The sequence below is a fragment of the Mesorhizobium waimense genome, assembly GCF_003601975.1.
Taxonomy (GTDB): Bacteria; Pseudomonadota; Alphaproteobacteria; order Rhizobiales; family Rhizobiaceae; genus Mesorhizobium; species Mesorhizobium waimense.
On record NZ_QZWZ01000001.1, the window covers coordinates 227788 to 239654 of the forward strand.

Sequence of the window (11867 nt, forward strand, 5' to 3'; positions counted from 1 at the left end):
ACTCCTTTCGATATCTTCATCTCAATATCCGGCAGGAGTGACAATGCGTTACGAACGGGACATGCGCGGCTACGGGGCCAATCCGCCGGATCCGAAATGGCCGCGTGGCGCGCATGTGGCGGTGCAGTTCGTCGTCAACTACGAAGAAGGCGGCGAGAACTGCGTGCTGCACGGCGACAAGGCCTCGGAAGCCTTCCTGTCCGAGATCGTCGGTGCGGCCCCCTGGGTCGGCCAGCGCCACTGGAACATGGAATCGATCTACGAATATGGCGCCCGCGCCGGTTTCTGGCGGCTCCACCGCCTGTTCACCGAGGCGCAGGTGCCGGTCACCTGCTATGGTGTCGCCACGGCGCTGGCGCGTTCGCCCGACCAGGTGGCGGCGATGCAGGAGGCGGGGTGGGAGATCGCCTCGCACGGGCTGAAATGGATCGACTACCGCGACCATGCGCCGGAAGACGAGCGCCGCGACCTCGAAGCGGCGATCAAGCTGCACTACGAAGTGACCGGCGCCCGTCCGACCGGCTGGTACACCGGCCGCACCTCGGTCAACACCGTGCGGCTGGTGGCGGAGGAGGCTGGCTTTGACTACGTCTCCGATACCTATGACGACGAGTTGCCCTACTGGTTCGAGCACGACGGTGCTGAGAAGCCGCAGCTCATCATTCCCTATACGCTCGACGCCAACGACATGCGCTTCGCCACGCCGCAAGGCTTCAACTCCGGCGACCAGTTCTTTGCCTATCTGAAGGACAGTTTCGACACGCTCTATGCCGAGGGCAGGCAAGGGCGGCCGCGCATGATGAACATCGGCCTGCACTGCCGTCTGGTCGGCCGTCCCGGCCGGGTCGCGGCGCTGAAGCGCTTCGTCGACTACGTCAAGTCGCACGACAAGGTCTGGCTGGCGCGGCGCATCGACATCGCCAGGCACTGGCACGAAAACCATCCGTTCCGGCAGCCCTCGCTGCGCCCATCGAAAATGGAATTCGAGGCCTTCGTCCATGCCTTCGGCGGCGTCTTCGAACATTCGCCATGGATCGCCGAACGCGCCTACGAGCTGGAGCTCGGCGCGGCGCATGACAGCGCCGGCGGCCTGCACAACGCACTCTGCCGCGTCTTTCGCGCCGCCAGCGAGGCCGAGCGTCTCTCCGTGCTCAACGCCCATCCGGACCTTGCCGGCAAATTGGCAAAGGCCAAGCGGCTGACGGCTGAGTCGACGAAGGAGCAGGCCTCGGCCGGGCTCGACGCGCTGACCGACAAGGAGCGCGAGCTGTTCTCCAAGCTCAACGCCGCTTATGTCACCACTTTCGGCTTCCCTTTCATCATCGCGGTGAAGGGCAAGACCAAGGAAGAAATCCTGGCGGAGTTCGAGGCGCGCATCGGCAACAGCCGCGGCGCCGAATTCGACACCGCCTGCAAACAGGTCGAGCGCATTGCGCTGCTTCGGCTGAGAGACATGCTGCCACTCTAAATGTTTGGTTTTACACAATTCCAGACGGAAAACCGTCACACAGTTTCCTGGAATTGCTCTGAGGATCAGGACACATGGATATGATAAAGACACCCGAGCGAACCTACTACGCGCCGCATGGCGGCCATCCCGGGCAGAGCGAGCTGTTGACCGGCCGCGCCGTCTTCACCGAGGCCTATGCCGTCATCCCCAGGGGCGTGATGCAGGACATCGTCACCAGCGCGCTGCCGTTCTGGGACAAAACCAGAGTCTGGATCATCGCGCGGCCGCTGTCGGGCTTTGCCGAGACGTTTTCGCAATACATCGTCGAGGTTGAGCCGGGTGGCGGCAGCGACCGGCCGGAGCCGGATGCCGGCGCCGAGGGCGTGCTGTTCGTGGTCGAGGGCGAGCTCAGCGTGTCGCTTGCGGGCAAGACGCATATGCTGAAGCCGGGCGGCTTTGCCTTCCTGCCGCCGGCCAGCGGCTGGACTGTTCGCAACGAAAGCGGCGCCGCGGTCCGCTTCCACTGGGTGCGCAAGGCCTATGAAGCGGTTGACGGCCTCAACGTGCCGGAGGCCTTCTTCACCAGCGATCGAGATGTTGCGCCGAGCCCGATGCCCGGCACCGAGGGCCGCTGGGCAACGACGCGCTTCGTCGACCCCGCCGACATGCGCCACGACATGCATGTCACCATCGTCACGCTGGAGCCGGGCGCGGTCATCCCCTTCGCCGAGACCCATGTCATGGAGCACGGCCTCTACGTGCTCGAAGGCAAGGCGGTCTACCGCCTTAATCAGGACTGGGTCGAGGTCGAGGCCGGCGACTTTATGTGGCTGCGCGCCTTCTGTCCGCAAGCCTGCTATGCCGGCGGTCCCGGCAAGTTCCGCTATTTGCTCTACAAGGACGTCAACCGCCACGCCAGGCTCGGCGGAGCGGGCCTCGGGGATCGCGCGCGGTGAGCCGCATCGTCGCCCGGCCGCTGACCCGCGAAAGCTTCGCCCAATTCGGCGACGTCATCGATATGGGCGGCGACAACCACTACCCGATCAATGGCGGCAAGGCCGAGCGCTACCACGATCTCGCCACCGCCGAAGCGCAGGGGCCGAACGCGCGTGTGCTTATCTCCATGGTGCGCGGCACGCCTTACGAATTGCCGCTGAAGCTGAGCATGGTCGAGCGCCACCCGTTCGGCAGCCAGGCCTTCATCCCGCTGTCGCCGCGCCCGTTCCTGGTCGTCGTCTGCCATGACGGCAAGGACGGTCCCGGCGAGCCGCACGCCTTCATCACCACGCCCGGCCAAGGCATCAACTATCCGCGCAACCTCTGGCACGGCGTGCTGACGCCGATCGGCGAGGCCCAGGATTTTGTCATCGTCGATCGTGGCGGCGACGGTTCCAACCTCGAAGAGTGCCATTTCTCGCACCCCTACGAAATCCACCTTCCCGACGGAAAGCAATAATGACCGACATTTCGCTGATCGACCGCCTGCTCGACGTAATCGAGCACGACATCGTGCCGAAGACGGCCGACGGTGTCGCCCATGGCAACAAGCTGTTCGGCGCCGCGATCCTCAGGAAGGACGACCGTTCTCTGGTGCTGGCCGAAACCAACAACGAGACGGAAAACCCGCTCTGGCATGGCGAGGTGCACTGCCTGAAACGCTTCTATGAAATGCCCAGGGCCGAGCGTGTCGACACAAAAGACGCCATCTTCCTCGCCACGCACGAGCCCTGCTCGCTCTGCCTGTCGGCGATCACCTGGACCGGCTTCGACAATTTCTACTATCTGTTCAGCCACGAGGATTCGCGCGACTCTTTCGCCATCCCGCACGACCTGAAGATACTGAAGGAGGTTTTCACCCTCGATCCCGGCGGCTACAATGCCGAGAACGCCTATTGGAAGAGCTTTTCGATCCGCAGATTGGCGCGCTCGCTGCCGGAGGTCGAACGCCAGCGCCTGGAAGAGCGGATCGGCAAGATTTCCGCTCGCTACGATGAGTTGTCGAGCGCCTATCAGGCGAGCAAGGCCGAAAACGACATTCCGCTGAACTGACGCGGATTGACCAGCCGAATTCGTTGGCTGGCCCACGACGCGACCCAGCGGGCTCCATCATCTGGCGTTCCTGGAGTCCTAGCATGAAAACCGTCACCGAATTCCCGCGCAAAGTCGTCGAATTCCCTGATATGGGCATCGTCATGCCGGACGGCTGCCGGCTTTCGGCGCGGGTATGGATGCCGGAAGATGCCGGCGACGATCCGGTGCCGGCGATCCTCGAGCATTTGCCCTACCGCAAGCGTGACGGCACCGTCTTTCGCGATCAGCTGACGCATCCCTATTTCGCTGGCCACGGTTACGCCTCGATCCGCGTCGACATGCGCGGCAACGGCGATTCCGAAGGGCTGATGGACGACGAATATTCCGAACAGGAATTGCAGGATGCCTGCGACGTCATCGCCTGGGTGGCCGCGCAGCCCTGGTGCAACGGCAAGGTCGGCATGATGGGCATTTCCTGGGGCGGCTTCAATTGCCTGCAGGTGGCGGCGATGCAACCGCCGGCGCTGAAGGCGGTGATCAGCCTATGCTCGACCGTCGACCGCTATGCCGACGACATCCACTACAAGGGCGGCTGCCTGCTGATCGAGAATTTCGGCTGGGCCTCGACCATGCTGTCCTATTCGTCGCGGCCGCCGGATCCGCTGATCGCCGGCGACAACCGCTGGCGCGATCTGTGGCTGACCCGGCTGGAGAACCAGCCATTCCTGGCGCCGCTATGGCTGAAACACCAGCACCGCGACGCCTATTGGAAACGCGGCTCGATCTGCGAGGACTATTCCGCCATCCATGCCGCCGTGCTGTCGATCGGCGGCTGGCACGACGGCTACCGCAACACGATTTCCCACCTCGCCAGCAACATAGAGGCGCCGGTCAAGGGCATCGTCGGCCCGTGGATCCACAAATACCCGCACTACGCGGCACCCCAGCCCGCCATCGGCTTCCTGCAGGAAGCCTTGCGCTGGTGGGACCGCTGGCTGAAGGGCCTCGACACCGGCCTCGATGCCGATCCCGCCTATCGCGCCTATGTCATGGACAGCGTTCGCCCGGCGCGGTGGCATCCCGAACGTCCCGGACGCTGGATCGCCGAACAGAATTGGCCGTCGCCCGACATCAAGGCGCACACGATCGAACTCATCGCCGAGGGCGACAGGCCGGTCATCATCGCCTCGCCGCAATCCTGCGGCCTTGCCGGCGGCGAATACTTTCCCTTCACCTTCGGTCCGGAACTGCCAGGCGACCAGCGTCCGGACGATGCGCTGTCGGTCTGTTTCGATCAGCCGCCGCTTAGCGAAGCGATCGATATCGTCGGCGCGCCGGAGGTGCTGGTCTGGGTCTCGTCGGATCGGCCTCAGGCGAACATCGCCGTGCGGCTCTGCGATGTACATCCCGACGGCGCCTCGGAGCTGATCTCCTATGGCCTGCTCAACCTGACGCATCGCAACTCGCATGAATTCCCCGAGCCGCTGGTGCCCGGCGAGCCCGCCACCGCCAGGGTCGTGCTCGACCAATGCGCCTACCGCGTGCCGGCCGGCCACCGTTTGCGCATTGCCATGTCGAACGCCTATTGGCCAATGATCTGGCCGTCGCCCGAACCGGTCCGCCTCGAGCTCAAGGCCGCGACGCTGACGTTGCCGCTGCGCCCTCTGGCGCAAGGCGACGAGATCACTTTCGCCGCTCCGGAAGGGGCCACGCCCTGGGCGACGGAGACGGTCCGGCCCGCCAATTCCGAACGCCATATCGACCGCGATGAGAAGACCGGCATGGTCACGCTGTCCATAACGGACGATTTCGGCGAGGTGCGCGATCTCCAGCATGGTCTGGCCAATGGCAGCGTCGCGCGCGAGACGTGGTCGATCCATCCCGACGATCCGCTGTCGGCGTCTGGAAAGACCCACTGGACACAGACCTTGTCGCGAAATGGATGGTCGGTGCGTACCGAAACATCGGCTGCAATGCGATCCGATGCCCAAAGCTTCACGGTTAGCGCCAGAATCGAAGCCTATGAAGGCGGAAAGCTGGTTTTCGAGCGCAACTTCGAGGAGAAAATCCCCCGCGCTCTGCTGTGAGTGCTCACCCGATTGGTCCAATTGCGACGTACGATTTACGCCACGGCATGTCGCATTCGGTCTTGCTTACTGCTTTCCCTTGCGGTCATTATTCTCCTCACAAGAAACAAGAAAAAGACCATTCAGGTCAAACCAACAGAGTGAGGAACTCATCATGTCCAACGAACTGGAATTTCTGAGCCGCCGCGTTGCATCCGGCAAACTCAGCCGCCGTGATTTTCTCGGCCGCGCCGCCGCTCTCGGCATCACCGCGACCTTCGCCAACGCGCTGCTTTCGAGTGCGGCGCGCGCCGCAGGTCCGGTCAAGGGCGGCACGCTGAAGGCCGGCCTGGTCGGCGGCGAGTCCACCAACAGCCTCGATCCTGCCCTGTTCATGACCCAGGTACCGACCATCTTCGGCAAGTGCTGGGGCGAAATGATCGTCGAGCTCTCCCCCGACGGCAAGCTCGAGAACCGCATCGCCGAGGAGATCGGCGCATCGGACGACGCCAAGACCTGGACGCTGAAGATCCGCGACGGCGTCGAATTCCACAATGGCAAGACGGTGACGGCCGAGGACGTGGCCGCCACCCTGGAACGCCATTCGGACGAAAAGTCGAAGTCCGGCGCGCTCGGCTATATGAAGGGCATCGAGAGCATCAAGGCCAGCGGCAAGGAAGTGGTGCTGACGCTGAAGGAGGCCAATGCCGACCTGCCCTACCTGCTCAGCGACTACCACCTGATCGTCCAGCCCAACGGCGGCAAGGACAAGGCCGACGCCGGCATCGGCGCCGGCCCGTACAAGATCACCACCAATGAGCCTGGCGTGCGCCATGGCGGCGAGCGTTTCGCCAATTACTGGCAGGGCGACAAGATGGGCCATGCCGACCAGGTCGAGGTCATCGTCATCAACGATGCTACGGCGCGTACGTCGGCCCTGCAGGGCGGCCAGGTCAACATGATCAACCGCGTCGAGCCGAAGATCGTCGACCTGATCAAGCGCCTGCCGGGCGTCACCATCCGCAACCATGCCGGCCCCGGCCACTACGTTTTCATCATGCATTGCAACACGGCGCCGTTCGACAACAACGACCTGCGCATGGCGCTGAAGCTGGCGATCGACCGCGAGGAGATGCTGGACAAGATCCTCAGAGGCTACGGCTCGCTTGGCAACGACTTCCCGATCAATGCTTCCTACCCGCTGTTCACCGAGATCGAGCAGCGCAAATACGACCCCGACAAGGCCAAATTCCACTACAAGAAGTCGGGTCACGACGGCACTGTCCTGCTGCGGACATCGGACGTTGCCTTCCCCGGCGCCGTCGACGCGGCCCAGCTCTTCCAGCAAAGCGCCGCCAAGGCCGGCATCAAGCTCGAGCTCAAGCGCGAGCCCGGCGATGGCTACTGGAACGAGGTCTGGAACAAGCAGCCCTTCTCCGCCTCCTACTGGGGTGGGCGCTCGACCCAGGACCAGATGTACTCGACCGCCTATCTGTCGACCGCGGACTGGAACGATACGCGTTTCCTGCGCCCGGATTTCGACAAGATGGTGCTGGCGGCACGTGCCGAGCTCGACGAGGCCAAGCGCAAGCAGATGTACCACGACATGGCCGTCATGGTGCGTGACGAGGGCGGCCTGATCCTGCCGATGTTCAATCAGTTCATCGATGCGACGGGCGCCAAGGTCGCCGGCTGGGTCGACGATCCGCATCAGGAACTGATGAACGGCTACGCTCTGGCCAAGTGCTGGCTCGAAGCCTGAGCCTGGCCTTGTCGAGATGTCCTCACCCATCGTGAAACTGGTGGCCCAGCGCGTTGCGCTGGGCGTCGTCCTGCTGTTGGCCATTTCGGTCCTGATCTTCGCCGGCACCCAGATATTGCCCGGCGACGTTGCGCAAGCCATCCTCGGACAGTCGGCGACGCCGGAGTCGCTCGCCAATCTGCGCGAGCAGCTCGGCCTGAACGACCCGGCCTATGTCAGATATTTCCATTGGCTCGGCGGCGTGGTCACCGGCGACCTCGGCACGGCGATGTCGAGCGGGCAGGATATCGCGACCTCGATCAAGGGGCGGCTGTGGAACACGCTGTTCCTCGCCTTCTGGGCGGCGGTCGTCGCCGTGCCGTTGGCGATCATTCTCGGTCTGATCGCGGTGCGTTACCGCAATGGCTGGGTCGACAAGCTGATCTCCGGACTGGCGCTCGCCTCGACCTCGTTTCCCGAATTCTTCATCGGCTATGTGCTGGTCTATTTCTTCGCCGTGAAATGGCAGATATTCCCCGGCATCTCCACCGTCTATGACGGCATGCCGTTCGGCGAGCGCATGCAGGCGATCGCGCTGCCGGCCGCCGCGCTGACGCTGGTGGTGCTTGCCCACATGATGCGCATGACACGCGCCGCGATCCTCAACGTCATGCAGTCGGCCTATGTGGAGACGGCGGAGTTAAAGGGCCTGTCGGCCTTTAATGTCATTCGCAGGCATGCCTTCCCCAATGCGATCGCGCCGATCATCAACGTCGTCATGCTCAACCTCGCCTACCTGATCGTCGGCGTCGTCGTGGTCGAAGTGATCTTCGTCTACCCCGGCATGGGGCAGTATCTCGTCGACCACGTCACCAAGCGCGACGTGCCTGTCGTGCAGGCGGTCGGCCTGATCTTCGCCGCCGTCTACATCAGCCTCAACATCATTGCGGACATAGCGGCGATCGTCGCCAATCCGCGTCTCAGACATCCGAAGTAAGGGGGCGGGTATGCTCGATATCAAACGCATCCCGATCCCGGCACTGATCGGCATCGTGCTGACGACGCTGTTCGTGCTGGCGGCGATCTTCGCGCCCTTGATCGCGCCGCACGGCAATGGCGAGATCGTCGGCGACGTCTGGGAGCCGATGTCGGCGGCGCATTTGCTAGGCACCGACAATCTCGGCCGCGATCTCTTGTCGCGCATGATCTATGGCGCCCGCATCACGCTGTTCATCGCGGTGCTGGCCACCGCGCTGTCCTTCTCGCTCGGCGCCATCCTCGGTTTTTCGGCGGCGGTTTTCGGCGGCTGGTTCGACACGCTCTTGTCGCGCCTCGTCGACCTGCTGATGTCGATTCCCACGCTGATCATGGCTCTGGTCGTGCTGTCCGTGCTGCCCACTAACCTGGTGACGCTGATCCTGGTCATGGGCATTCTCGATTCGACCCGCGTCTACCGCCTGTCGCGCGCCGTCGCTGTCGACATCAACGTCATGGACTATGTCGAAGCGGCAAAGCTGCGCGGCGAAGGTGAGGCCTGGATCATTTTCCGCGAGATCCTGCCCAACGCGCTGTCGCCGTTGGTCTCCGAACTCGGCCTGCGCTTCATCTATGCGGTGCTGTTCCTGTCGACGCTCTCCTTCCTCGGCCTTGGCGTGCAGCCGCCGGATGCCGACTGGGGTGGCATGGTGAAGGAAAACAAGGACGGCATCGTCTTCGGCATTGCGGCGGCGCTTATTCCCGCCGCGGCGATCGCGGCACTGGCGATCTCGGTCAACCTCGTCGCCGACTGGGTGCTCAACCGCACGACAAGCCTGAAGGGAGGGCGCGGGTGATGGCTGACAGCAAAGCGAAATCCGGCCTGCTGCTCGATATCCGCAATTTGCGCATCGAGGCCACGGTCTATCCGCCCGGCGAGGCGCCGAAGAACATCGTGCTTGTCCACGATGTCTCGCTGACGCTGGAGAAGGGCAAGGTGCTCGGCCTGATCGGCGAGTCCGGCGCCGGCAAGTCGACCATCGGCCTGTCGTCGATGGGCTATGGTCGCGGCGGCGTGCGCATCACCGGCGGCGAGGTCATCCTCAATGGCCGCGACATCCTCAAGGGCGGCAAGGAAGGCTTCCGCAAGCTGCGCGGCCGCGAGGTCTGCTATGTCGCGCAGTCGGCGGCGGCGGCCTTCAACCCGGCGCACCGGCTGATGGACCAGGTGGTGGAAGCCACGCTGCTGCATGGCACGGCGACGCGCGCCGAGGCCGAGAAGCGCGCCGTCGCACTGTTCAAGAAGCTCAGCCTGCCGAACCCCGAAACCATCGGCGAACGCTTTCCGCACCAGGTATCGGGCGGCCAGTTGCAGCGCGTGATGACGGCGATGGCGCTGTGTTCCGAGCCGGATCTGATCGTCTTCGACGAGCCGACCACGGCGCTCGACGTGACGACGCAGATCGACGTGCTGGCGGCGATCAAGGACGCCATCCGCGACACCCATGTGGCGGCTTTGTACATCACCCACGATCTTGCCGTCGTCGCGCAAGTCTCGGACGAGATCATGGTGCTGCGCCACGGAAGGCTGGTCGAATGGGGCGGCACCCGCCAGATCATCAAGGAGCCGCGCCAGGAATACACCAACGCGCTGGTCTCGGTGCACGAGATCGAGCACCATGAGCAGCAGCCCGGCACGACGCCGTTCCTGTCGGTCAAGAACGTCACCGCCGCCTATGGCCGCAGCCATATCAAGGTGCTGAAGAATGTCTCGGTCGATATCTATCCGGGCCAGACGCTGGCCGTGGTCGGCGAGTCCGGCTCCGGCAAGTCGACGCTGGCGCGCGCCATCACCGGGCTTTTGCCGCCTGAAGAGGGCACCGTCACCTTCGACGGCAGGCCGCTTGCCAACAAGCTCGCCGACCGGCCGAAGGAGGATCTGCGCCAGCTGCAGATGATCTACCAGATGGCCGACGTGGCGATGAACCCGCGCCAGACAGTCGGCACCATCATCGGTCGGCCGCTGGAATTCTATTTCGGCATACGCGGCCGCGAGCGCGACAAGCGTGTCGCCGAACTGCTCGACAAGATCGAGATGGGCAAGGGCTTTTCCGACCGCTACCCGGCCGAGCTTTCCGGCGGCCAGAAGCAGCGCGTCTGCATTGCCCGCTCGCTCGCCGCCAAGCCGAAACTGATCATCTGCGACGAGGTGACCTCGGCGCTCGACCCGCTGGTGGCCAACGGCATCCTGAAGCTGCTGCTCGAGTTGCAGAAGGAGGAGAGCGTCGCCTATCTGTTCATCACCCATGACCTCGCCACGGTGAAGTCGATCGCCGATTCGATCGCGGTGATGTATCGCGGCGAGGTGGTTCGCTATGGGCCGAAGAGCAAGGTGCTGACGCCGCCTTTCGACGCCTACACTGACCTGTTGCTGTCGTCGGTTCCCGAAATGGAGATCGGCTGGCTGGAAAAGGCGATCAAGGGCCGGCGCATGGCGAGCGCGGGCAACTAGGGGCGAAATCCGGAAAACACTGTTTCACAGTAACGCGCCGCGAGTCCCAGAGACCCGCGGCGTTTTGATTTCAAATGACACATCGCATGGAGCCGCCCGTGGCGCTCGAGACCAAACTTCTGCTCATCGTCCTCGACGGCGTGCCTTACCGGAACTGGCGCCGGCTGATGGGCAATCTCGAAGGCTGGGTGCAATCGGGCGAGGCGCGCGTCTGGAAGATGCGCTCGGTGCTGCCTTCGACCTCGGCCTGCTGCTATGCCTCGATCCACACCGGGGTGTCGCCACAAGTGCACGGCATCCTCTCCAACGAGAACCGCTTCCGGGTCAAGCAGCCGGATATCTTCTCCGAGGTCAGCAAGGCCGGCGGCAAGACCGGCGCGGTTACCCATTCCTACTGGTCCGAATTCTTCCGGTCCTACCCGTTCGATCTGGTCGAGGATATGGAGTTCGACGAACCGGCCGGGCCGATCACGCATGGCCGCTTCCACACCATGACCGGCTACAATCTCAAGAACCAGATGACACCGAGCGACGTCGACCTGTTCGCGACGCTGACCATGCTGACCAGGCGCCACGGCATCGACTACGGCATCCTGCACAGCTGCACGCTGGATTCGATGGGCCATCGCTTCGGTCACGACTGCCACGAGATGGATCATGCCGTCTACGCAATGGACGCCATGCTGGCCGCCTTCCTGCCGGGCTGGCGCGCCGCCGGCTATGAGGTGATCGTCACCGCCGACCATGGCCAGACCGACCGCGGCCACCATGGCGGCCATGACGACGAGATGCAGGATTTCGCGCTTTACTATTTCGGCGACGGCAAGGGCCCCGAGGCCGGAACCTTGCTCGACCAGCTGCAGCTCGCGCCGACTGTGTTGAAGCGGCTTGGCGTGCCGGTGCCGGCGACGATGAAGGCGAAGCCGTTTTTGAGTTGACGGAGGAGGCGACCACCAACGTTCGCGCCCCCTCTCCCCGTATAGTGACGGGGAGAAGGGAGACACTCTGGCAACCCTCACCTTCTTCGGTTAGCCTCGCAAAATTCCTTGGCGGAGGATGAACCTTTTTGGACCGATCGGCGACAGAGCAGAC

The 11867-nt window shown here is 63.7% G+C and carries 10 protein-coding genes; all 10 read left to right on the forward strand.

The genetic code is table 11. The features are described from left to right. Positions 1-43: 43 nt before the first annotated feature. The 10 genes from puuE (at position 44) to D3227_RS01200 (ending at position 11713) form a co-directional block, all read left to right on the forward strand. Positions 44-1468 carry an allantoinase PuuE gene (puuE, locus tag D3227_RS01155; RefSeq protein WP_120011854.1) on the forward strand — a complete coding sequence of 475 codons (1425 nt, stop codon included), beginning with the start codon at positions 44-46 and terminating at the stop codon, positions 1466-1468. 74 nt (positions 1469-1542) lie between these two features. Then, positions 1543-2406: a bifunctional allantoicase/(S)-ureidoglycine aminohydrolase gene (locus D3227_RS01160; protein ID WP_120011855.1), complete on the forward strand. Its 864-nt coding sequence runs from the start codon at positions 1543-1545 to the stop codon at positions 2404-2406. Further along, the gene (locus D3227_RS01165; protein ID WP_120011856.1) at positions 2403-2906 is read left to right on the forward strand and encodes an ureidoglycolate lyase; all 504 of its coding nucleotides are present in this window, start codon (positions 2403-2405) and stop codon (positions 2904-2906) included. The genes D3227_RS01160 and D3227_RS01165 overlap by 4 nt, the downstream gene beginning before the upstream one ends. After that, positions 2906-3499 (forward strand): nucleoside deaminase, encoded by a 594-nt coding sequence (locus D3227_RS01170; RefSeq protein WP_120011857.1) that lies wholly within the window; start codon positions 2906-2908, stop codon positions 3497-3499. Before D3227_RS01165 ends, D3227_RS01170 begins: the two co-directional genes overlap by 1 nt. 83 nt (positions 3500-3582) lie before the next feature. Further along, complete coding sequence (locus D3227_RS01175) at positions 3583-5568, forward strand: CocE/NonD family hydrolase (protein ID WP_120011858.1); 1986 nt, start codon at positions 3583-3585, stop codon at positions 5566-5568. Between the two features lie 154 nt (positions 5569-5722). Continuing rightward, on the forward strand, positions 5723-7309 hold the full coding sequence (locus tag D3227_RS01180; RefSeq protein ID WP_120011859.1) for an ABC transporter substrate-binding protein: 1587 nt from the start codon (positions 5723-5725) through the stop codon (positions 7307-7309). Between the two features lie 16 nt (positions 7310-7325). Beyond that, positions 7326-8285, forward strand: coding sequence for an ABC transporter permease (locus D3227_RS01185; RefSeq protein WP_120011860.1), 960 nt, complete (start codon positions 7326-7328; stop codon positions 8283-8285). Between the two features lie 10 nt (positions 8286-8295). Further along, positions 8296-9120: an ABC transporter permease gene (locus D3227_RS01190; protein ID WP_120011861.1), complete on the forward strand. Its 825-nt coding sequence runs from the start codon at positions 8296-8298 to the stop codon at positions 9118-9120. Then, complete coding sequence (locus D3227_RS01195; RefSeq protein ID WP_120011862.1) at positions 9120-10775, forward strand: ABC transporter ATP-binding protein; 1656 nt, start codon at positions 9120-9122, stop codon at positions 10773-10775. The genes D3227_RS01190 and D3227_RS01195 overlap by 1 nt, the downstream gene beginning before the upstream one ends. Positions 10776-10873: 98 nt before the next feature. After that, entirely contained in the window at positions 10874-11713 is an 840-nt protein-coding gene (locus D3227_RS01200) for an alkaline phosphatase family protein (RefSeq protein WP_120012188.1), read from the forward strand. Positions 11714-11867: the final 154 nt, after the last annotated feature.

Excerpts from the sequence above, each read along its gene's own strand:
- puuE (WP_120011854.1), top strand. The coding sequence starts at position 44 with ATGCGTTACGAACGGGACATGCGCGGCTACGGGGCCAATCCGCCGGAT.
- D3227_RS01160 (WP_120011855.1), top strand. The coding sequence starts at position 1,543 with ATGGATATGATAAAGACACCCGAGCGAACCTACTACGCGCCGCATGGC.
- D3227_RS01170 (WP_120011857.1), top strand. The coding sequence starts at position 2,906 with ATGACCGACATTTCGCTGATCGACCGCCTGCTCGACGTAATCGAGCAC.
- D3227_RS01175 (WP_120011858.1), top strand. The coding sequence starts at position 3,583 with ATGAAAACCGTCACCGAATTCCCGCGCAAAGTCGTCGAATTCCCTGAT.
- D3227_RS01180 (WP_120011859.1), top strand. The coding sequence starts at position 5,723 with ATGTCCAACGAACTGGAATTTCTGAGCCGCCGCGTTGCATCCGGCAAA.
- D3227_RS01185 (WP_120011860.1), top strand. The coding sequence starts at position 7,326 with ATGTCCTCACCCATCGTGAAACTGGTGGCCCAGCGCGTTGCGCTGGGC.
- D3227_RS01190 (WP_120011861.1), top strand. The coding sequence starts at position 8,296 with ATGCTCGATATCAAACGCATCCCGATCCCGGCACTGATCGGCATCGTG.
- D3227_RS01195 (WP_120011862.1), top strand. The coding sequence starts at position 9,120 with ATGGCTGACAGCAAAGCGAAATCCGGCCTGCTGCTCGATATCCGCAAT.